This window comes from Ornithinimicrobium sp., assembly GCF_051004135.1.
In the GTDB taxonomy this organism is placed as follows: Bacteria; Actinomycetota; Actinomycetes; order Actinomycetales; family Dermatophilaceae; genus Ornithinicoccus.
Genome location: NZ_JBPCKQ010000192.1, coordinates 1 through 21,176, shown reverse-complemented (window position 1 = coordinate 21,176; position 21,176 = coordinate 1). Strand labels below are relative to the sequence as shown.

Genomic DNA, 21,176 nt, shown 5'->3' with positions numbered 1-21,176 from the left:
GAGGCTTCCCCCCGCACCGTGGCGCACCGGCTGGGACCGCCGCTACTGTGGATCGATGAGGCCGTTGACCGTGCTCGGAGCAGGGCTGCTGATGGCCTGGCTGCACCTGCCGCTGGGTTGGCTGCTGGTGATCTGGGGAGCCTGGCAGCTGCGCGGCCGCGCACCGGCGTTCGACTGGGCCATCGTGGCCGCATGCGTCGGGCTCGTCTCGATGTCGGGGGGCGCCGACCCGATCAGCCTCTGGGATGTCGTTGCCGTTCACAGCGTGTTCGTGGTCGCGGACATCGCGGTCTGCACGGGCATCCTGCAGCTGTTCGCACCCAGCACCGACTATGCCGCAGCGGCTCGCCGGTTGCGTCTGGTCCTCCCCGTGGCTTCGGCATTGACGGTCCTGTCGTGGTGGCCGACCCATGGCGAGCTCACCGGCAGTGGCGCATGGGGAGTGGTGATGGTTCTCGTCGGCCTGGCCTACATCCTCGTGAGCCTGGCCCTTCTGCGCCTCCTCTACGTCGCCCGGCAGGAGCCGCAGGCGCAGTCAGGACACTCCGTTTCAGCTGTGAAGGCAACGTAGGGGCGCCTCATCCGCCATCGTCCTGGGAAGCATCCCGGTCAGGGGGTTGTGGGCTTACCGAGGGTGTAGACGATAGGGAGCAACTTGCCCAGGAACTGGAATACCTCCCAGTGCAGATTGGCCTCGACGTGCTTCACCGCTGAGCGCCCGTGCACGGAGACCAGCTCATCCCAGCGGCGCCGCAGTCGAGCCAGTTGCAGGAGCTTCCTCGACACCGGTCCAGTGCGCTCCTCGGCGTACTCGCGCCACTGCGTACCGATCTCGTCGACCTGCTCGATCAGGAGCCCGGCCTCGGTGAACGCCGTCTCGAGACGGGACCTGTCGAGGTTGCCGTAGACGTTGCCCATGTGACTCCGAAGCAGCGCCTCGTCCTGCTCACTGACAAGCTCGGTCGCTACAGTCGTGAAGACCACCGCGCATCCACCCGGTCTGAGAACGCGCGCCACCTCTGCCAGGGCCGGCTCCAGCGGGTCGACCTGCTCGAGCACGTCCTGGCACCAGACGAAGTCCACCTGCCTGTCAGGCATGGGTAGCTGATGCAGGGAGGCTTGCACCACCACAGCGCGGTCACTGAGTCCTGCCTCGGCGACGACGCGACGCGCCTCCTCGACGTGACCGGGGACGGGCTCGACGCCCACGCCAGTGGTCCCCGTCGTCGCCTGCAGGAGCTCCACGAGGTGCGTGGCGTCGCGGCAGCCAGCGTCGAGGATGAATTCACCGGAGCGGATGATTCTGATCGCCAACTCGAGCAGCGACTGCGGACCAAGCGGGTCCAAGCTCCGGTTGAGGTCTGCATAGATGGTCCACATAGCGGGGCTGTATACCCGGGTCAGCTGCTCGAGGTTCCTCGCCTCCATGGTCGGAGTCTTGCAGCGATCCTGAGCTGAATCGACTCAGTATCGGGGTGATCGCGACCAACGGCACAACCCGGATCGGTGAGTTTACGATCCCCGGGTGATCTCCACGGTGCTGTTCGACCTCGACGACACGTTGGTCGACGTCGCCGGCGCTGCTCGCGTCGCGGTGCTCCCGTGGGCGGCAGAAATCGGGGTGAGCGGGCAACCGGAGGAGATCGCGCGTCGGTGGGCAGCGATCTCGGAGCCGCACTACCGCCGCTACCAGCGCCGCTAGGTGACGTTCGCAGCAGCGCCGAGCCCGGGTCCGGGAGCTGGCTCCGCACCTGGACCTGACCAACGACGAGGCCGCCGACACAGCATTCGCCGCATACCTCGCCCGATACGAAGCCGCGTGGGTGTGCTTCGACGACGCGATCCCCGCACTGCGTCGTCTGCGAGCGCATGGCTTGACTGTCGGCATCTTCACCAACGGCGAGCAGGCCCACCAGGAGCTGAAGCTCGACCTCGTGGGCCTGCGTGACGAGGTGCTCGCAGCGTTCGGCTGCGGCCTCCAGGCCCTGTTGCTGGACCGCGGCGATCGGTATGCCGACGCGACGGTGCCACGCATCCGCACCCTGGAGGAGGTGGACGGTTGGCTCCGGAGCGCAGACGGTCCGGCTCCGGACGGACACCGGCGATCGGGATGAGGTCTGCCAGCGGCTGATCGGCCCATGCCACCCGCCGGGAGTGCGCTAGCCTGCCCAGCATGACCAACTCACCGTTGCGCGTGGTCGTCGCCAAGCCCGGCCTGGACGGGCACGATCGGGGCGCCAAAGTCGTGGCGCGCGCCCTGCGCGACGCCGGCGTCGAGGTCATCTACACCGGGTTGCACCAGACCCCGGAGCAGATCGTGGAGGCTGCGATCCAGGAGGATGCCGACGCGGTGGGGCTCTCGGTGCTGTCCGGAGCGCACATGACCCTCTTCCGCAAGGTGATCGACCTGCTGGAGCAGCGCGACGCCTCCGACATCGTGGTCTTCGGGGGTGGGATCATCCCAGAGGCCGACATGCCCGAGCTCAAGGAGATGGGCGTCGCCCGCATCTTCACCCCCGGCGCGACGACCGTGGAGATCACCCAGTGGGTCCGGGACAACCTGGCCCGCGACTGACCGCATACGCCGACTTGGACACCAGAGCCCCCATGACGGACCACCCGCCGACCGAGAGCCAGCCCACCACCGACCCGATGGGATGTTGAGACATGGATCTTTTCGAGTACCAAGCCAGGGACATGTTCGAGAAGCACGGTGTCCCCGTGCTCGCCGGCGAGGTCATCACCGATCCGGCGGACGCTGCGGAGGTCGCCGAGCGGGTCGGCGCGGACAGCGGCGGCGTGGTCGTCGTCAAGGCCCAGGTCAAGACCGGGGGCCGGGGCAAGGCCGGCGGGGTCAAGCTGGCGAAGTCTGCGCAGGAGGCCCAGCAGCATGCTGACGACATCCTCGGCATGGACATCAAGGGCCACACCGTGGGGACGGTGATGATCGCCCAGGGGGCCCAGATCGAGGAGGAGTACTACTTCTCGCTGCTGCTGGACCGCACCAACCGTGCCCTGCTGGCCATGTGCAGCAAGGAGGGCGGGGTCGAGATCGAGACCCTCGCCGTCGAGCGACCCGAGGCCTTGGCCAAGGTCGCGGTCGACCCGCTGGTCGGGATCGATGAGGCCAAGGCTGCCGAGATCGTCGAGCAGGCCGGCTTCACCAGCGACCAGCAGGCCATCGCCGAGACCCTGCAGACGCTGTGGACCGTCTACCACGAGGAGGACGCCACGCTGGTCGAGGTCAACCCCCTGGTCAAGACCCAGGACGGGCGGATCATCGCGTTGGACGGCAAGGTCACCCTCGACGAGAACGCCGACTTCCGGCACGACGACCGCGCCGGTCTGGTCGACAGCGGCGCGGCCGACCCGCTGGAGGCCAAGGCCAAGGAGAAGGGCCTCAACTACGTCAAGCTCGACGGCAACGTCGGCATCATCGGCAACGGCGCAGGCCTGGTCATGTCCACCCTCGACGTCGTGGCCTACTCAGGCCAGGAACTGGGGGAGCAGGACGGCGTGCTCGCCACCCCCGCCAACTTCCTGGACATCGGCGGCGGCGCCTCGGCCCAGGTGATGGCCGACGGTCTCGAGGTCATCCTCGGCGACGAGCAGGTGCGCTCCGTCTTCGTCAACGTCTTCGGCGGCATCACCGCCTGCGACGCCGTGGCCACCGGCATCGTGCAGGCTCTGGAGCTGCTCGGTGACAAGGAGAACAAGCCCCTGGTGGTGCGTCTCGACGGCAACAACGTGGACGAAGGCCGGCGCATCCTTGCGGACGCCGCGCACCCAATGGTCACCTTGGCCGACACCATGGACGGCGGCGCCCGCAAGGCCGCCGAGCTGGCCCTCGACCCGACCTCCTGACGACGACGAAGGAACGACACGACATGGCAATCTTTCTCGACCACGACTCCACCATCATCGTCCAGGGGATGACCGGCTCCGAGGGCCGCAAGCACACCCAGCGGATGCTGCACTCCGGCAGCAAGGTCGTCGGCGGGGTGAATCCCTCCAAGGGCGGGCAGAGCGTCGACTTCGAGGACGGCGTGCAGGTGCCGGTCTTCGCCTCGGTGGCCGAGGCGATGGAGGCGACCGGCGCCAACGTCACCGTCATCTTCGTCCCCGCCAAGTTCACCAAGGCCGCGGTCGTCGAAGCCGTCGACGCCGGCATGCCGCTGGCGGTGGTGATCACCGAGGGGGTGCCGGCCAAGGACACGGCCGAGTTCTACACCTACGCCCAGCAGGCCGGCACCACGCGCATCATCGGCCCCAACTGCCCCGGCCTGATCAGCCCCGGACAGTCCAACGCCGGCATCATCCCCTCCGACATCACCACCGCAGGGCGGATCGGCCTGGTGTCCAAGTCAGGCACGCTGACCTACCAGATGATGTATGAGCTGCGCGACATCGGCTTCACCAGCTGCGTCGGCATCGGCGGCGACCCGGTCATCGGCACCACCCACATCGACTGTCTGAAGGCCTTCGAGGAGGACCCCGAGACCGACGCCATCGTGCTGATCGGCGAGATCGGCGGTGACGCCGAGGAGCGGGCCGCGGACTACATCAAGGAGCACGTCACCAAGCCGGTCGTGGGCTACGTCGCCGGGTTCACCGCGCCCGAGGGCAAGACGATGGGCCACGCCGGGGCAATTGTGTCCGGCTCCTCCGGCACCGCCGAGGCCAAGAAGGAGGCTTTGGAGGCGGCCGGGGTGCGGGTGGGCAAGACACCCTCACAGGCTGCGGAGCTGATGCGCGAGATCATCAAGGACCTGGCCGGCTGACCCCGCAGATCGCACAATCTGCACATCGCTCGGTGCGCCTCCGCCGCCCAGGCGGCTGGGGCGGTGACGATGCTCGGGTCATGACTGTCCAGGAGCGTCTCGCCGCACTGCGTGAGCAGACCCCCGTCCCGCCGACATTCGTCGTGGCGGTCGCCCGCCGAGTCCGCGCGCTCACCATGGCCGTGGCGGCCGGAGTGCTGGCCGGGCTCGTGGGATGGCTCATCGTCGCCGTGCCGGTGCTTCTGGCCTGGGTCGGCGACCCGTTCAGCTCGGTCAGCGTGTGGCAGTCCCTCGGCATCGCCGGCAACCTGTGGGCCCTGGCGCATGGCGGGTTGGTCAGCACACCGGACGTCTCGGTGCGGCTGTCCCCCTTGTTGCTCACGGTGGTGCCGATCCTGCTGACCCGGTATGCCGTGGGCCAGGTGCTCGCCGAGCCGCCCTCCCAAGCGGCATCGACCCACATCGGCGGCTTCGCGGGAGCCTGGACCGCGCTGCGGGCCACCGAGCTGGTCGTCTTCGTCGCGGGGTATGCCGGCATCGGGCTCCTCGTGGCGGGGCTGGCGGGGCTGGGCCAGGCCGGAGTACCGGTGGCACCGTTGCTTCCCGGCCTGGTCTGGGTGCCGCTGCTGGGCATCGTGCTGGCCCTGGTGCGCGAGCGCCGGGTCCAGGAGCACCCCACGATCGACGCTGCCCTGCGCTGGCTCGCGCTGCGCACCCCCATGCTCATCCGCCGCGGCCTCGCGCCGGCCGGCGAGGCCTTGGCCGGTCTGATGGTGGCGGCCCTGCTCGTCGTCGTGGCCCTCGTGGTCGTGCGCATCGGCCGGATCGGGACGCTCACCCAGGCTCTCGACGCGGGTTGGACCGGCATCGTCGTGCTGAGCCTCGGCCAGCTCCTGCTCCTGCCCAACATGCTGATCTGGGCGCTGGGCTGGCTGACCGGCCCCGGGGTCAGCGTGGGCAGCGTGCACATCGGCTGGCAGCAGGCCACGGGTGGTGACCTGCCGCTGGTCCCGGTGCTCGCCGCGCTGCCCGAGCCCGGGGCGCTGCCCGAGCTGGTGTGGCTGGTCAGTGCGGTGCCGGTGCTCGCCGGGGCCTGGCTGGGCTGGCGCGGCGCGGGGTCGGCCGCGCGGCTGGCGTCCTGGTGGAGCAAGGCCCAGGTGGCCCTGGCTGCGGCCCTGATGATCACCGCCGTGGTGCTGGTGCTGTCCTGGCTGGCCAGCGGCGGTCTGACCCCGGGGTTGCTGGGCACGGTGGGCGTCCAGCCGCTACGAGTCGCGGGCGCCCTGCTGGGTGAGCTGCTGCTCGGCGCGACGGTGATGGTGACCGTGCTGCACCTGGCCCGTCGCCGACTCTGAACGGGCCGGGCGCCCGACTCCGTTAGGCTCCCTGCACGTGAGCGCTGCCCTGCCCGTCGTCGTGCTCGTCTCCGGTGCCGGGAGCAACCTGCAGGCGCTCATCGACGCGCAGACCACCCCCGGCTACGGCGCCCGCATCGTCGCGGTCGGCGCGGACCGGCCGGGCACTGGGGCGCTCGCCAGAGCCGAGGCCGCCGGCATACCCGGCTTCGTCTGTGCCGTGCCCGACCACCCGGACCGGTCCGCCTGGGACGATGCCCTCGCCCGGCACCTCGCCGCATACCTGCCGGAGTGTCCTCGCGGTGGCCTCGTCGTCAGCGCCGGCTTCATGAAGATCCTCGGCCCCACCGCCTTGCGGTGCGCCACCGTGCTCAACACCCACCCGGCCCTGCTGCCAGCCTTCCCCGGCGCCCACGCCGTGCGGGACGCCCTGGCCCACGGCGTCCGGGTCACCGGCTGCACGGTGCACCTGGTCGACGCAGGGGTCGACACCGGGCCGATCCTGGCCCAGTGGGCCGTGCCGGTGCGCACCGGCGACTCCGAGGCCACCCTGCACGAGCGGATCAAGGCCGTCGAGCGCGACCTGCTCGTGCGCACCGTGCACCGGCTGGCCACCCGCGGCCACACCATCACCGACAGGAAGGTCACCATCCCGTGAGCACCACTGACGAGGCGCGCCCCCTGCGTCGCGCCCTGATCTCGGTCTACGACAAGACCGGCCTTGAGGAGCTGGCGACAGGACTGCACGAGGCCGGAGTCGCCGTGGTGTCCACCGGCTCCACCGCCGCCCGCATCCAGGCTGCCGGAGTGCCGGTGACCACCGTGGAGGAGCTCACCGGCTTCCCCGAGTGCCTGGACGGCCGGGTCAAGACGCTGCACCCCCGGGTGCACGCGGGCCTGCTGGCCGACACCACCAACCCCTACCACGTGCAGCAGCTGGCCGACCTCGACATCGAGGGGTTCGACCTGGTGGTCGCCAACCTCTACCCGTTCGCCGACACCGTCGCCTCCGGCGCGAGCCCGCAGGCGTGCGTCGAGCAGATCGACATCGGCGGGCCCACCATGGTCCGGGCGGCGGCCAAGAACCACGCCAGCCTCGCGGTGGTCACCCAGTCCTCGGCATACCCCGGCGTCGTCCTGGCCGCGCAGACCGGCGGCTTCACCCTCGCGCAGCGGCAGCAGCTGGCCGCGCAGGCCTTCGTGCACACCGCGACGTATGACGTGCACGTCGCCTCCTGGATGGGCAACGTGCTCACCGACACCAGCGACGGCACCGGCTTCCCCGCGTGGGTCGGGGCCACCTGGGCGCGCGCCGACGTGCTGCGCTACGGGGAGAACCCGCATCAGCGCGCCGCCCTCTACACCCAGGGGGCAGACGCGCCGGGTCTCGCGCAGGCCGAGCAGCTGCACGGCAAGGCGATGTCCTACAACAACTGGGTCGACACCGATGCTGCCTGGCGCGCGGCGCACGACCACGGCGACCAGCCGACTGTGGCGATCATCAAGCACGCCAACCCGTGTGGCATCGCCGTCGGCCCGGACATCGCGCAGGCCCATGCCCGGGCCCACGCCTGTGACGCGGTGTCCGCCTACGGCGGGGTCATCGCCGCCAACCGGCCGGTGACCGCCGAGCTGGCCCGCACCGTGGTGGACATCTTCACCGAGGTGGTCATCGCCCCGGACTTCGAGGAGAAGGCCCTGGCCGTGCTGCGGTCGAAGAAGAACCTGCGGCTGATCAAGGCCGAGGCTCTCGCCCGCGGGGGTGCGGAGATCCGGCCGATCTCCGGCGGTCTGCTGATGCAACAGCGGGATCTGGTCGACGCCGAGGTGGACGACGGGGGTGATGACCCCAGCCGCTGGCGGCTGGTCGCCGGCCAGGCCGCGGACGACGGGGCACTGGCCGACCTGGCCTTCGCCTGGCGGGCAGTGCGGGCGGTGAAGTCCAACGCCGTCCTGCTGGCCGACGGGGGGGCCAGCGTGGGCATCGGCATGGGTCAGGTCAACCGGGTCGACAGCTGCCACCTCGCGGTGCGCCGCGCAGGCGACCGCGCGCGCGGATCGGTGGCGGCCTCCGATGCCTTCTTCCCCTTCGCCGACGGGCTGCAGGTGCTGCTGGGGGCCGGGGTGCGCGCCGTGGTCGCGCCCGGAGGCTCGATCCGGGACGCCGAGGTCACCGCGGCCGCGCAGGATGCGGGTGTGACGATGTACTTCACCGGCACCCGCCACTTTGCACACTGAGTCCGCGCGGACCCAGGTCCTGGCGCTCGCGGCCGCGTTCGCCACCGGTGCCCTGCTGGCCCTGCAGTCAAGGCTCAACGGCCGGCTCGCGGAGACCGTGGGAGGGTTCCCGGCGGCCTGGGTCAGCTTCGGCTCGGGTCTGCTGATCCTCAGCGTGCTGCTGGTGCGGGCCGAGCACCGGTCCCGGCTGGGCAGGGTCTGGGTGGCGGTCCGCTCCGGCCGGCTGCGCTGGTGGCAGGTCCTCGGCGGGGTCAGCGGGGGGCTGCTGGTCGGCACCCAGACGTATGCCGTGCCGTTGGTCGGCGTGGCGGCCTTCCTGATCGCCACCATCGGCGGGCAGGCGCTCAGCGCCCTGCTCGTCGACCGGCAGGGTCTGGGCCCGGCGCCGGCGGTGCCGTTGTCCGGTGTCCGCATCGCGGCGGCGATCACCGCGGTGGCCGGGGTGGCGATCGCCGCCACGGCGGGCGGGGGATCCGGGGGCCGGGCGACCCTCGGCCTGGTCCCGGTGCTGCTGGCCTTCGGGGTGGGGATGCTGCTGGCGGTGCAGCAGGCGTTCAACGGCCGGGTCAACACCGTGACCGGCGCACCGACGGCCACCGCCTGGCTCAACTTCGCGACCGGCAGCGCGACCCTGGTGCTGGTCGGCACCGTGCCCGTCGCGTTGTCCGGAGGCCCGGAGCGCTGGGACGCGCCGGCCTGGGCGTGGTGGGGCGGTCTGTGCGGAGTGGTCTTCATCGCTCTCACGGCGTGGGCGGTGCAGCACCTCGGGGTGCTGCTCTTCGGCCTGGTGACCATCACCAGCCAGATGGCCACCGCTCTGGTGCTGGATCTGGGCAACCCGGCCACCCGCGACCAGGTCGGGGCACAGATGCTCACCGGGGTGGCGATCACCGTCCTGGCCGCCGGCGCCGCGGCCGCGGCGGCCCAGTCCGACCGGCGCTCGGCCCGGCGCAGCGCTGTCCCGGCGAGCCCGGCCTAGAGTTGCGGCCATGACCGCACGCATCCTGGACGGCAAGGCCGTGTTGGCGACCATCAAGCTCGAGCTGACCGAGCGGGTCGCCGTCCTGGCGCAGCGCGGCGTGGTGCCCGGCCTGGGCACCGTGCTGGTCGGCGACGACCCCGGCAGCGCGTGGTACGTCAACGCCAAGCACCGCGACTGCGCCGAGATCGGCATCGCCTCGCTGCGCCGCGACCTGCCCGCCGGGACCGGCCAGGCCGAGGCCGAGCACGTGGTCGACGAGCTCAACGCCGACCCCACATGCACGGCATTCCTGGTGCAACAGCCGACCGGACTCGACGAGTTCGCCATCCTGTCCCGCGTCGACCCGGACAAGGACGTCGACGGTCTGCACCCGCACAACCTCGGCTCGCTCGTGCTGGGCGAGCCGGCACCGCTGCCGTGCACCCCGATCGGGGTCGTCGAGCTGCTGCGCCGGTATGACGTGCCGCTGGCCGGTGCCGACGTGGTCGTCGTGGGCCGTGGTCTCACCGTCGGTCGTCCGCTCGGGCTCATCCTCACCCGCCGCTCGGAGAACGCGACGGTGACGTTGTGCCACACCGGCACCCGCGACCTCGCGGCGCACACCCGCCGGGCCGACGTCGTGGTGTCGGCCGCGGGAGTGCCCGATCTGGTGTCTGCCGACATGGTCAAGCCGGGCGCCGCGGTGCTCGACGTGGGCGTCGCCCGCCGCGACGGCAAGATCGCCGGCGACGTGCACGCCGAGGTGGCCGAGGTCGCCGGGTGGGTCTCGCCCAACCCTGGTGGCGTCGGACCGATGACGCGCGCCATGCTGTTGAGCAACGTCGTCGCCGCAGCCGAGCGCGCCGCCGACTCGTGACCGGACCCGGCGGCTGGCGCACCGGGCAGCCCCTCGGCGCCTGGTGGCTGCTGCCACTCGGGCTGGCCGCCGCGCTGGCCGTGCTGCTGACCGGTGGGCTGCGCACCTACGGCTACACCCTCGCGGTCACGCTCGCCGTCGCGGCCCTGGTCCGGCTGCTGCTGCCCAAGGAGCACAGCGGAGGGCTGGTCGTCCGCTCCCGGGCCTGGGACGTCGTCTCGCTGCTGGTGCTGAGCGTGGCCGCCGCCGTGCTCACCGCCAGCCTGGTCATCCGCTGATTTGCTATGGACCACCAACCTCCGTGGGAAGCCCCGTTCATCGCCCCACGTCGGAGGTCGACGGTGAACGCCACGGCGTCTGGGATCTGTACGATCCGCAGGCAGGCGAGGTCAGGCCCGCGGTGGTCTTCGTGCACGGCGGACCACTGGCGCCGGACGTGCCGGTCTCGCCCCGCAACTGGCCGGTCTTCACCGGGTACGGCGCGCTGGCCGTGGCAGCCGGGCTCGTGGGCGTCACCGTGGATCACCCGCTGCACGGTCCGGGCGACTACGCCTCGGCATACGACGTCGTGCTGCGAGCGGTCGAGCAGGTGCGCGGCGACGCCCGGGTGGACGCTCAGCGGGTAGCGGTGTGGGTGTTCTCCGGCGGTGGACCGCTCCTGACCCCGCTCCTGCGTGCTCGAACGCCGTGGCTACGCTGCCTCGCAGCCAGCTACCCGGTGCTGGATGCTCGCCCCGGCCGAGAGCTGCCCGCCGGCTTCCGGCCGATCGAGGCCGTGCATCGGGCGGTGCGCCTGGTGGCCACAGCGCTGCGCGGCTGACCTGGCCGGCGCGTCAGCTCTGCGAGAGCAACCCCAGCTCCGTCACCGCGTCGCGCTCCTGCTCCAGCTCGGCGACCGAGGCGTCGATCTTGGCCCGGGAGAAGTCGTCGATCTCCAGCCCCTGGACGATCGACCAGTCACCGCCGGACGTGGTGACCGGGAAGGAGGAGATCAGCCCCTCGGGCACCTCGTAGGAGCCATCGGAGAGCACGGCCATCGAGACCCAGTCACCCTCGGGCGTGCCGGCCAGCCAGTCGCGGGTGTGGTCGATGGTCGCGGAGGCCGCGGAGGCGGCGGAGGAGGAGCCTCTCGCCTCGATGACGGCGGCACCACGCTTGCCTACGGTCGGGATGAAGGTGTCCTCGATCCAGGACTGGTCGTCGACGACCTCCACCGCCGCGCGCCCTCCCACCTCGCAGTGGAACAGGTCGGGGTACTGCGTGGCCGAGTGGTTGCCCCAGATGGTCATGGTGCGGATGTCGGTGACCGGGCTGCCGGTGCGGTGGGCCAGCTGGGCCAGGGCACGGTTGTGGTCCAACCGGGTGAGCGCGGAGAACCGCTCGGTCGGGATGTCGGGAGCGCTGTGTATGGCGATCAGCGCATTGGTGTTGGCCGGGTTGCCGGTGACCGTGATCCGCACGTCGTCGGCGGCGTGGTCGTTCAGCGCCTTGCCCTGGCCGGTGAAGATTCCCCCGTTGGCCTCGAGCAGGTCGGCGCGCTCCATACCCTTGCTGCGCGGCCGCGCTCCCACCAGCAACGCGACGTTGGCCCCGTCGAACACGACGTTCGGGTCGTCCCCGATCTCCACCCCGGACAGCAGGGGGAACGCGCAGTCGTCGAGCTCCATCACGACACCCTCGAGCGCACCCAGCGCCGGCGTGATCTCCAGCAGCCGCAGCTGCACCGGGGTGTCCTTGCCGAGCAGCTCCCCGGCGGCGATGCGGAACAGCAGGTTGTAGCAGATCTGACCTGCGGCGCCGGTGACGGCGACCTTGACGGGCGTGCGGTCCACGGTATGTTGACCCTTCCGATCGGGGGAGTGCGAACATCTACGACGGTAGCAGCGCAGCGCCCGCGCCGGCAGTCCGCCGGCAGTCCGCCGGCACGTGAGCAGGCTGCGTGCGCGGTAGCCTGAGCCGCATGTCGACGATCATCTACACCCTGACCGACGAGGCCCCGATGCTGGCCACGCACTCGCTCAAGCCCGTCGTCGAGGCGTTCGCCTCCACCGCCGGCGTGGAGGTGCAGACGCGCGACATCTCCCTGGCGGGGCGGATCCTGGCGGCCTTCGGCGACCGGCTTCCACACGACCAGCAGGTGCCTGACGCGCTGGCCGAGCTGGGTGAGCTGACCGGGTCGCCCGAGGCCAACATCGTCAAGCTGCCCAACATCAGCGCTTCACTGCCCCAGCTCAAGGCGGCGATCACCGAGCTGCAGGACCAGGGGGTGCAGCTGCCCGACTACCCGGAGTCCCCGCAGACCGAGCAGGAGCGCGACACGCGGGCCCGCTACGACTCGGTCAAGGGCAGCGCCGTCAACCCGGTGCTGCGGCAGGGCAACTCCGACCGGCGCGCCCCGGCCTCGGTGAAGAGCTTCGCCCGGGCGCACCCGCACTCGATGGGGGACTGGTCGGCCGACTCCCGGACCCGGGTCGCCACGATGGGCGCCGGTGACTTCCGCTCCAACGAGCAGTCCGTGGTGCTGGAGCACGACGACACACTCCAGATCGTCCTGGAGGACGGTGAAGGCAGCAGGACGGTGCTCAAGGAGTCGGTGCCCGTCACGGCAGGCGAGGTCGTCGACGGCACGGTGCTGCGTGCGGCCGAGCTGGAGGAGTTCCTGAGCGACCAGATCGCCCGGGCCAAGGACGACGGAGTGCTCTTCTCGCTGCACCTGAAGGCCACCATGATGAAGGTTTCCGACCCGATCATCTTCGGGCACGCGGTCAAGGCCTTCCTGCCCGAGGTCTTCGCCACCTACGGCAAGGCGCTGGCGCAGGCGGGTCTGAGCCCCAACAACGGCCTCGGCGGCATCCTCGCCGGCCTCGATGAGCTGCCCGCAGACGTCCGGGACGAGGTGCGGTCCGCCATCGAGAGCGGCCTGGCGGCCGGCCCCGAGATGGCGATGGTCGACTCCGACAAGGGCATCACCAACCTGCACGTGCCCAGCGACGTGATCGTCGACGCCTCCATGCCGGCCATGATCCGCACGTCCGGTCAGATGTGGGCCCCCGACGGTGAGCCGGCCGACACCCTCGCGGTGATCCCGGACAGCAGCTACGCCGGCGTCTACCAGGCGGTGCTCGACGACTGCCGTGAACACGGCGCCTTCGACCCGACCACGATGGGCTCGGTGCCCAACGTCGGCCTGATGGCCAAGGCCGCCGAGGAGTACGGCAGCCACGACAAGACCTTCGAGATCGAGGCGGCAGGCACCGTGCAGGTCGTGGACAGTAGCGGGTCCGTGCTGATCGAGCACGAGGTCGCCCCGGGGGACATCTGGCGGGCCTGCCAGACCAAGGACGTCGCCATCCGGGAGTGGGTGTCCCTGGCGCTCACCCGGGCCCGGGCCTCGCAGACCCCCGCGGTGTTCTGGCTGGACCGGCAGCGTCCCCATGATGCTCACCTGATCGCCAAGGTCGAGGAGTACCTCGCAGACGAGGACACCGACGGCCTCGACCTGCAGACCATGGCCCCTGTCGAGGCCACGGCATACACGCTGGAGCGCTTGCGCCAGGGCGAGGACACCATCTCGGTCACCGGCAACGTGCTGCGCGACTACCTGACCGACCTGTTCCCCATCCTGGAGCTGGGCACCAGCGCCAAGATGCTCTCGGTCGTGCCGCTGATCAGCGGCGGCGGCCTGTTCGAGACCGGCGCCGGGGGCTCGGCGCCCAAGCACGTGCACCAGCTCGTCTCCGAGAACCACCTGCGCTGGGACAGCCTCGGGGAGTTCCTGGCCCTGGCCGTGAGCTTCGAGCACCTGGCGCAGGTCACCGACAACCCGCGTGCCCAGGTGCTGGCCGACACCCTGGACCGGGCCACCGGCACCCTGCTGGAGGAGGGTCGCTCGCCCAGCCGCAAGGTCGGCGAGATCGACAACCGGGGCAGCCACTTCTACCTGGCGCTCTACTGGTCACAGGAGCTGGCCGCGCAGGCCGACGACCCCGATCTCGCGCAGGCCTTCACCCAGGTCGCCGAGGAGCTGGCCGGGCACGAGGAGCAGATCGTCGGCGAGCTGGCGCAGGTGCAGGGCGAGGCGGTCGAGCTCGGTGGCTACTACCGTCCCGACCCGGAGAAGGTCGCCTCGGTGATGCGGCCCTCGTCCACCCTCAACCGCATCCTCGCCGACCTCAGCGCCGGCTAGCGCCGGTTAGCGTGGGCTAGCGCCGGAGCTGCGCCGCACGAAGTCGGCCAGGTCGCCCGCCTGCTGCACCCGCGAGGGCTGGTGGACATACATCATGTGCCCGGCCGGGTAGTAGTGGTGCTCGATCCGCTCGGCCGCGTCCTGCGCCGGTATGTCGAGGCCGTGCAGCACCTCCTCCGCGGCGTGGAACGGGGTCGCGCCGTCATACCAGCCGTAGGCCACGTGCACCCGCAGGTGCGGGTTGGCCCGCATGGCCCGGGCCAAGCGGGGGGTGACGTCGACCGGGCGGCCCTCGAAGTCGGCGTACGACCACGGATGCACCCGGGAGGAGATCTGCTCGTAGTGCAGGTCGGACTCATAGCCGAGCTCGGCGCGCACCAGGTGGTTGAAGGCGGCGCCGTAGGGTCCGGCGATCGCGTCGTGCGAGGGGTCGGCGTCGAACGTCTCGGCGTTGACGGCCTTGACCGGCCCGGTGAAGCGGGAGTCCAGCCGCCCGAGCGCCAGGCCGCGGTCGCGCAGCAGCTCGGTGAAGAAGCGGATGTGCTCGATCCGCAGGTCGGCCCGGTCCACCCACGCCGGCGACAGCCCGGTCAGCCCGGCGATCGTCGCGACGTGCTGCTCGCGCTGCGCCCCCACCAGGCGGTGCCCTCGCGACAGCGCCCAGGGGTAGTCGCGCTCGCAGTAGTCGCGGGCCTCCTGCACCACGTCCGTCAGCGGCCGGTCTCCGTGCAGCCCGTGGAAGTGGGCCACCGCGGCATACGTGGGCAGGAAGCTGACGAAGGCCCGGTCGGTGTCCGGCTCCACGAGGCCGATGGAGCCCAGGTCGAGCACCGAGGAGATCAGCATCAGCCCGTTGACGAACAGGCTGTAGCGGGTCTGCAGGTGATCGGCCAGGGCGGCCGCCCGCAGGGTGCCGTAGGACTCCCCGGCCAGGAACTTCGGCGACATCCACCGCTGGTTGCGGGTCGTCCACAGCCGGATGACCTCACCGATCGACTCGATGTCACCGCTCAACCCGTGGTAGCCCTTCGGCTTGCCACCCTCGACGGCGCGCGAGTACCCGGTGGAGACCGGGTCGATGAAGACCAGGTCCGAGACCGCAAGCAGCGACTCGGCGTTGTCGACCAGGTCGTAGGGCGGCCCGAGCAGCTCCCCGACGTCGCCCATCACCACCCGGCGCGGTCCCAGCACGCCCAGGTGCAGCCAGACCGAGGAGGATCCCGGGCCGCCGTTGAAGGCGAAGGTCACTGGTCGCGAGCGGTCCCCATCGTCCACGACGTAGGAGGTCAGGAACACCTCCGCCTTCGGCTTGACCCCGGTGAAGACGCCGTCGTCGTAGACCTCCTCCCGCAGCACGATCCGGCCCGCCGTCGCGGTGTAGGACAGCTGCTCGCCGGACACCTCCAGGGTGTGCGCGGTGGTGACCAGGTCGTCGGTGGGGGTGGTGTCGCGGTCCGCTGCCGGGGTGCCGGGCTTGGGGTCCGCGGCTGCGCCCTCATCCGGTGCGGCCAAGTCGTCGTTCGCCATGGCCCGACTGTATGCCGAACCGACGGACGGTATCGTCGGTGGGCGTGGATCAACCGGAGCCTCACACGATCACCGCAGGGGTCGCGGTGCCGATACCCGACCCGTGGGGATGCCAGCTGCAGCAGGCCCGGACCGGTTTCGGCGATCACCGGGCCGCCCGCATCCCGACGCACATCACGCTGCTGCCCCCCACGGCCATGCCCTTCGAGGCGCTTCCGGAGCTGCGCGCGCACCTGCGGGAGGTCGCAGGCCACCAACCGGCGTTCCCCGTCGTCCTGCGCGGCACCGGCACCTTCCGGCCCGTCTCCGACGTGGTGTTCGTCCAGGTCGCGCAGGGGATCGCGGAGTGCGAGATCCTGGAGCGCCGGGTGCGCTCCGGACGGGTCGCCACCGAGTCGGTGTTCCCCTACCACCCGCACGTGACGGTGGCGCAAGACATCGGGCGGGCGGCGCTGGACCGGGCCTTCACCGAGCTGGCCGACTTCAGCTGTGCGTTCGAGGCCGACGTGGTGCGGTTGTACACCCACACCGGCGATCAGCAGTGGCGTCGCGACGCTGACTTCGCACTGGCCGATTCCGCGGCGTCCTGAGACCGGCTCAGGCGACGAAGCGGCGGGCCCCGCCCATCACACGGGCATAGTGCTGCACGAGCTGCTCGGTCAGCGCCGGCCAGGAGCGGTCGACGACCCGCGCGCGGCCTTGCGCGCCCATCTGCTCGCGGCGGGCCGCGGCGTGCGGCCCGGCCAGCAGCGAGGCCACGGCCTGCGCCAGCGACCCGGGCCGGTCCGGGTCGTAGAGCAGGCCGGTGCGGCCGTGGTCGACGAGGTCGATCGGACCTCCCCGGGCCGGCGCGATGACCGGCAGCCCCGCGGCCGCCGCCTCCTGCAAGGTCTGCCCGAAGGTCTCCCGGGTGCCGGTGTGCACGAACGCGTCGAACGCGGCGTAGTGCCGGGCCAGGTCGAGGCCCTCGCGACGGCCCGCGAGCACGGCACCGGGCAGCAGCTCGGCCAGGTCCGCGCGGCTGGGCCCTTCGCCGACCAGGACCAGCCGGGTGCCGGGACGCCGGGCGATCTCGCTCAGCCGGTGCAGCTCCTTCTCCGGCGCCAGCCGGCCGACATACCCCACCAGCAGCTCGCCGTCCGGGGCCAGCGAGTGGCGCAGGGCTGCGGTCTCGGGGTCCTGCCGTCGCTCGGGGTGGAACAGGTCCGCGTCGACCCCCCGTCCCCACAGCGACGTGCGGGGTATGTCGTGCACCTGCAGGTCCTCCAGTGCCGCCGTCGAGGGGGCCAGGGTCAGGTCGGCCTGGGCGTGGATGCGGCGGATCCACCCCCACGCGGCGCGGGCCGTCAGGTCACCGGCCGGCCCGGAGTGCTGCCGGATGTAGCTGGGCATGTCGGTCTGATAGATCGCCACGCTGGGCAGGCCCAGCGCCCGGGCAGCGGTCAGCCCGCGCACCCCGAGCACGAACGGCGACGAGGCGTGCACGACGTCGGGGGCGAAGCGGTGCAGCACCGTCTCGATCTCGTAGGACGGCAGCCCCACCCGGAACTGTCGCACCGGCACGCTGGTCACGGTGTGCACCGGGAAGCCGGCGTAGCGCTCGGGGGTGGACTGGGTGCTCCACGGGCTGGTGCCGGGGGCGATCACGAGGGCGTCGTGCCCATCGGCCCGCAGGCACTCCAGGACCTTGCAGACGCTGGTGGTGACACCGTTGAGAGCGGGCAGGAAGGACTCGGTCACGATGGCGACGCGCACATGATCCAGGTTCGGTGCTCCAGGTGCCCGGTCGGCGACGCGCGGCGGTGTGTCGGATGAGCGTCGGGTCACCAGTGGGTGGCCGAGTGCGTCGCGGTGCCGGCGACGCCGGCGCGACGCCGCGGGCACCTGACGTGCAGGATGCTGACTCGGGCTCAGGTCAGGTCCTCTCTGCCGCCTCGGCGCAGTGACTCCACGACGCTCTTGACATCCTGCACCCGCTCCCGGGTCGTCACCAGGATCGCGTCGGGGGTGTCGATCACCACCACGTCGGGTATGCCGAGGGTCACCACGGTGCGTCCGCCACCGGCAGCCACGACACCGGTGCTGTCCTTGCTCAGCACCAGGTCGTTCGCCCCGAGGATGCGCATCCCGGGGTGGTCGGCCGACTCCTGCAGCACGGCAGCAAGCGACGCGAAGTCACCGACGTCGTCCCAGCCGAAGTCGGCCGGCACCACGGCGACCCGGCCCTGGGCGGCGGCGGGCTCGGCGACGGCGTGGTCGATGGCCAGCCGGGGCAGCGTCGGCCAGATCCGCTCCAGCTGCCCGGGGTCGGCAGCGATCTCCCGCAGCCCCGCAGCCAGCTCGGGGTTGCCGAGGTCGGCCAGCAGGTCCAGCAGCACGCTCGCCCGGACCACGAACATCCCGGCGTTCCACAGGTGGTCGCCCTGGGCCAGATAGTGCTGCGCTGCCGCCAGGTCGGGCTTCTCCACGAACATCTCGGCCCGCCGGGCGCGGGTGGCCGCCGTGCTCGGCCAGGGTGCTCCGAGCCGGATGTAGCCGTAGCCCGTCGCCGGGTAGGTCGGGGTGATCCCCAGCGTGACCAACGCCCCGTCCTGGGCGACGGCCACCGCCTCGCGGACGCACGCGTGGAAGTGCTCGGTGTCGCGGACGACGTGGTCGGCGGCGAAGGAGCCGATGACGACGTCCGGATCGTGTCGCTCCAGGGTGGCCGCGGCCAGGCCGATGGCCGGCATCGAGTCCAGCGGCGACGGCTCGACCAGGACCTCGGCACGCAGACCGTCGGTGCCGTCGAGGTCGGCGAGGCTGTCCCGGACTGCGGCCTCGTGCAGCGCGCCGGTCACCACCGTCAGCCGGTCGGCGCACAGCGGGGTCAGCCGGTGCACGGTGTCCTGCAGCAGGCTGCGGCCGCTGCCGGTGAGGTCGTGCAGGAACTTGGGGGAGCTGCGCCGGGACAGCGGCCACAGCCGGGTGCCGGAGCCGCCGGCGGGGATCACCGCGTGGAAGCCGGGCAGCTCGGTGGCGCCGTCCTGGGCCGGGGCGCGCCCGGGGTGCCCTGTGCTCACCCGCGCAGTCTAGGTCGCGGCGGCGCCTCGGTAGGCTGCTGAGCGTGTCGACCCTGCGGACCCGCGTGCTCGGTGCGGGCTACGCGAGGCTGGCTCGCCCGGTGCTCTACCGCCTTGATCCGGAGGTCGCGCACCACGGCACGATCCGGGCGGTCCGGCTGCTCGGGTCCACTGCGCTGACCCGCGCGGGGACCGCCCGGTTGCTGGGTCCGGGCGCACCAGCGGACGGCTCGAGTGAGGTCGAGGTGCTCGGGATGGGTTTCCGGCACCGGCTGGGGCTGGCCGCGGGCATGGACAAGGACGGCACGGCGCTCGCTGCCTGGGGGCCGCTGGGCTTCGGGCACGTCGAGCTCGGCACCGTCACGGCGCTGCCGCAGCCGGGCAACCCGCGACCCCGGATGGTGCGGCTGCCCCGCAGTGGTGCGCTGATCAACCGGATGGGCTTCAACAACGAGGGGGTGCACGCCCTGGCCGGCCGGTTGCGAGCCGCCCGGGCCCGTGGGCTGGTCGACATCCCGGTCGGCGTGTCCATCGGCAAGAGCAAGGCCACGCCGGTGCAGCGCGCCGTCGAGGACTACGTCACCTCGGTGCGTGCGGTCGGGGACGTGGCCGACTACCTGGCGGTCAACGTCTCCAGCCCCAACACCCCCGGGCTGCGCTCGCTGCAGGACGCCGGGCCGTTGCGTGAGCTGCTGAGCGCCGTGGTCGCCGAGGCCGACCGCACGCCGGTGCTGCTGAAGCTGGCTCCCGACCTGGGCGACCCTGCGGTGGACGAGGCGCTCGGCGTGGCGCTCGACACCGGAGTCCGCGGGGTCATCGCGACCAACACCACGGTGTCCCGGGCAGGCGTGCACCCGACCGAACGGCATACCGCCGAGCAGTCGGGCGGACTCAGCGGCGCACCCCTGGCGCCGCGCAGCCTCGAGGTGGTCCGCCGCGTCGCGGACGGCGCCGGGCTCCCGGTCATCGGCGTCGGCGGGATCATGACCTCGGACGACGCCGCACGAATGCTCGACGCCGGGGCTGCCCTGGTGCAGGTCTACACCGGGCTGGTCTACGCCGGTCCCGCTCTTGTGAGGCAGGTTGCGGCGCTCTAGTCTGTCAGGCACCTTCGAAGGAGTGCGTCATGGAAGCATCCTGGCTCAGCATCGTCCCGCCGGTCCTGGCCATCATCCTGGTGATCAGCACCAAGAAGGTCCTGCTCAGCCTCGGGGCAGGCGTGCTCAGCGCCGCCTTCATCGTGGCCGAGTACAACCCGCTGGAGACGCTGCGGCTGACCTGGTCGGCGTTCGCGCAGATCTTCTGGTCCGAGGGTGCGCTCAACACGACCTACGTCTACATCCTGATCTTCACGCTGACGCTGGGCATGATCACCGCGCTGATCCTGATGGCCGGCGGCAGCCAGGCGTTCTCCGACTGGGCGATCGAGCGGATCAAGACTCGGCGTGGGGCGCAGCTGTTGGGCGCGGTGCTCGGTGTGGTCATCTTCATCGACGACTACTTCAACGCCCTGGCCGTCGGTCAGGTCGCCCGCCCCGTGACCGACCGGCACAAGGTCGCCCGCGCCAAGCTGGCCTACCTGATCGACTCCACCTCTGCCCCCGTGGCGGTGCTGGCACCGTTCTCGTCCTGGGGAGCCAGCATCATCGGCATCATGGCCCCGCTCGTCGCGGCGTCGGCACTCACCGTCAGCGAGGTCCAGGCCTTCGTCACGGCTGCGAGCATGAACTACTACGCGATCGCCGCCATCTTGACGGTGTTCCTGGTTGTGGGCTTCCAGATCGACTTCGGGCCGATGCGCGCCGAGGAGCGCCGAGCCGTCCACGAGGGGCACACCTTCGACTCGTCGCTGGCGATCCCCGGCGAGCTCGCCGAGGACCTGCCGGTGCACGAGCCGGGCGCCATGCGGGCGCTGATCGTCCCCTTCGTCGCCCTGGTGGTCGGGGTGCTCGGGGGCATCGTCTACACGGGCTACACCGGCGCCGACGAGCCGAGCTGGGCGCCACTGGACCTGATGGCCAACACCGACGTGACCCTGGCGCTGATCTTCGGCGCTGTCCTGGGCTTCGGCACTGCGCTCTACTACTACTTCCGCTACACCACCGACAACCCGAAGTTCGGCACCAGCACGCTGGGCCGCGGCCTCGTCGAGGGCATCAAGTCGATGCTGCCGGCGGTCTACATCCTGC

General features: G+C 71.3%; 22 protein-coding genes. 17 read left to right on the top strand and 5 right to left on the bottom strand.

The window, feature by feature from the left end:
• The first annotated feature begins 55 nt into the window (after window positions 1-55).
• Window positions 56-571, top strand: coding sequence for a hypothetical protein (locus tag ACR2FV_RS13590; RefSeq protein WP_434016233.1), 516 nt, complete (start codon window positions 56-58; stop codon window positions 569-571).
• Window positions 572-609: 38 nt separating this feature from the next.
• Here the strand turns inward: ACR2FV_RS13590 and ACR2FV_RS13585 are convergent, their stop codons facing one another.
• Complete coding sequence (locus tag ACR2FV_RS13585) at window positions 610-1,428, bottom strand: class I SAM-dependent methyltransferase (protein WP_434016232.1); 819 nt, start codon at window positions 1,426-1,428, stop codon at window positions 610-612.
• A gap of 97 nt (window positions 1,429-1,525) precedes the next feature.
• On the opposite strand from ACR2FV_RS13585, the gene ACR2FV_RS13580 reads away from it, so the two are divergent.
• The 12 genes from ACR2FV_RS13580 (at window position 1,526) to ACR2FV_RS13525 (ending at window position 11,032) form a co-directional block, all read left to right on the top strand.
• The gene (locus tag ACR2FV_RS13580) at window positions 1,526-1,702 is read left to right on the top strand and encodes a hypothetical protein (protein WP_434016231.1); all 177 of its coding nucleotides are present in this window, start codon (window positions 1,526-1,528) and stop codon (window positions 1,700-1,702) included.
• Window positions 1,703-1,739: 37 nt separating this feature from the next.
• The gene (locus ACR2FV_RS13575) at window positions 1,740-2,114 is read left to right on the top strand and encodes an HAD family hydrolase (protein ID WP_434016255.1); all 375 of its coding nucleotides are present in this window, start codon (window positions 1,740-1,742) and stop codon (window positions 2,112-2,114) included.
• Between the two features lie 59 nt (window positions 2,115-2,173).
• Window positions 2,174-2,575 carry a cobalamin B12-binding domain-containing protein gene (locus tag ACR2FV_RS13570; protein WP_434016230.1) on the top strand — a complete coding sequence of 134 codons (402 nt, stop codon included), beginning with the start codon at window positions 2,174-2,176 and terminating at the stop codon, window positions 2,573-2,575.
• Window positions 2,576-2,667: 92 nt separating this feature from the next.
• A complete protein-coding gene (sucC, locus tag ACR2FV_RS13565; RefSeq protein ID WP_434016229.1) occupies window positions 2,668-3,864 on the top strand; it encodes an ADP-forming succinate--CoA ligase subunit beta in 1,197 nt (398 codons plus the stop codon).
• A 23-nt stretch (window positions 3,865-3,887) separates the two neighbouring features.
• Window positions 3,888-4,781 carry a succinate--CoA ligase subunit alpha gene (sucD, locus tag ACR2FV_RS13560; protein WP_434016228.1) on the top strand — a complete coding sequence of 298 codons (894 nt, stop codon included), beginning with the start codon at window positions 3,888-3,890 and terminating at the stop codon, window positions 4,779-4,781.
• An 80-nt stretch (window positions 4,782-4,861) separates the two neighbouring features.
• Window positions 4,862-6,136, top strand: a complete 1,275-nt coding sequence (locus tag ACR2FV_RS13555; RefSeq protein ID WP_434016227.1) for a cell division protein PerM — start codon at window positions 4,862-4,864, stop codon at window positions 6,134-6,136.
• A 37-nt stretch (window positions 6,137-6,173) separates the two neighbouring features.
• Window positions 6,174-6,794 (top strand): phosphoribosylglycinamide formyltransferase, encoded by a 621-nt coding sequence (gene purN, locus ACR2FV_RS13550; protein WP_434016226.1) that lies wholly within the window; start codon window positions 6,174-6,176, stop codon window positions 6,792-6,794.
• Window positions 6,791-8,374 carry a bifunctional phosphoribosylaminoimidazolecarboxamide formyltransferase/IMP cyclohydrolase gene (purH, locus tag ACR2FV_RS13545; RefSeq protein ID WP_434016225.1) on the top strand — a complete coding sequence of 528 codons (1,584 nt, stop codon included), beginning with the start codon at window positions 6,791-6,793 and terminating at the stop codon, window positions 8,372-8,374. Before purN ends, purH begins: the two co-directional genes overlap by 4 nt.
• Complete coding sequence (locus ACR2FV_RS13540; protein ID WP_434016224.1) at window positions 8,364-9,353, top strand: DMT family transporter; 990 nt, start codon at window positions 8,364-8,366, stop codon at window positions 9,351-9,353. Before purH ends, ACR2FV_RS13540 begins: the two co-directional genes overlap by 11 nt.
• Window positions 9,354-9,363: 10 nt before the next feature.
• Entirely contained in the window at window positions 9,364-10,212 is an 849-nt protein-coding gene (locus ACR2FV_RS13535) for a bifunctional methylenetetrahydrofolate dehydrogenase/methenyltetrahydrofolate cyclohydrolase (RefSeq protein WP_434016223.1), read from the top strand.
• Window positions 10,209-10,490: a DUF3017 domain-containing protein gene (locus ACR2FV_RS13530; RefSeq protein WP_434016222.1), complete on the top strand. Its 282-nt coding sequence runs from the start codon at window positions 10,209-10,211 to the stop codon at window positions 10,488-10,490. The genes ACR2FV_RS13535 and ACR2FV_RS13530 overlap by 4 nt, the downstream gene beginning before the upstream one ends.
• A 131-nt stretch (window positions 10,491-10,621) precedes the next feature.
• Entirely contained in the window at window positions 10,622-11,032 is a 411-nt protein-coding gene (locus ACR2FV_RS13525; RefSeq protein WP_434016221.1) for an alpha/beta hydrolase family protein, read from the top strand.
• A gap of 13 nt (window positions 11,033-11,045) precedes the next feature.
• Here the strand turns inward: ACR2FV_RS13525 and ACR2FV_RS13520 are convergent, their stop codons facing one another.
• The gene (locus tag ACR2FV_RS13520; RefSeq protein WP_434016220.1) at window positions 11,046-12,044 is read right to left on the bottom strand and encodes a malate dehydrogenase; all 999 of its coding nucleotides are present in this window, start codon (window positions 12,042-12,044) and stop codon (window positions 11,046-11,048) included.
• Window positions 12,045-12,172: 128 nt separating this feature from the next.
• Between ACR2FV_RS13520 and ACR2FV_RS13515 the strand changes: the two genes are divergently transcribed.
• Entirely contained in the window at window positions 12,173-14,398 is a 2,226-nt protein-coding gene (locus tag ACR2FV_RS13515) for an NADP-dependent isocitrate dehydrogenase (RefSeq protein WP_434016219.1), read from the top strand.
• Window positions 14,399-14,404: 6 nt separating this feature from the next.
• On the opposite strand, the gene ACR2FV_RS13510 is transcribed toward ACR2FV_RS13515, so the two are convergent.
• Complete coding sequence (locus ACR2FV_RS13510) at window positions 14,405-15,925, bottom strand: S10 family peptidase (protein WP_434016218.1); 1,521 nt, start codon at window positions 15,923-15,925, stop codon at window positions 14,405-14,407.
• Between the two features lie 44 nt (window positions 15,926-15,969).
• Here ACR2FV_RS13510 and ACR2FV_RS13505 point away from each other — a divergent pair, with 44 nt between their 5' ends.
• Window positions 15,970-16,515, top strand: coding sequence for a 2'-5' RNA ligase family protein (locus ACR2FV_RS13505; RefSeq protein WP_434016217.1), 546 nt, complete (start codon window positions 15,970-15,972; stop codon window positions 16,513-16,515).
• A 7-nt stretch (window positions 16,516-16,522) separates the two neighbouring features.
• Here the strand turns inward: ACR2FV_RS13505 and ACR2FV_RS13500 are convergent, their stop codons facing one another.
• Window positions 16,523-17,680 carry a glycosyltransferase family 4 protein gene (locus ACR2FV_RS13500; RefSeq protein WP_434016216.1) on the bottom strand — a complete coding sequence of 386 codons (1,158 nt, stop codon included), beginning with the start codon at window positions 17,678-17,680 and terminating at the stop codon, window positions 16,523-16,525.
• Between the two features lie 155 nt (window positions 17,681-17,835).
• Window positions 17,836-18,987: a mannose-1-phosphate guanylyltransferase gene (locus tag ACR2FV_RS13495; RefSeq protein WP_434016215.1), complete on the bottom strand. Its 1,152-nt coding sequence runs from the start codon at window positions 18,985-18,987 to the stop codon at window positions 17,836-17,838.
• A 44-nt stretch (window positions 18,988-19,031) separates the two neighbouring features.
• Here ACR2FV_RS13495 and ACR2FV_RS13490 point away from each other — a divergent pair, with 44 nt between their 5' ends.
• Both ACR2FV_RS13490 and ACR2FV_RS13485 read left to right on the top strand, forming a co-directional pair.
• Entirely contained in the window at window positions 19,032-20,084 is a 1,053-nt protein-coding gene (locus tag ACR2FV_RS13490; protein WP_434016214.1) for a quinone-dependent dihydroorotate dehydrogenase, read from the top strand.
• 29 nt (window positions 20,085-20,113) lie between these two features.
• A partial coding sequence (locus ACR2FV_RS13485) for a Na+/H+ antiporter NhaC family protein (protein WP_434016213.1) occupies window positions 20,114-21,176 on the top strand: 1,063 nt, incomplete at its 3' end.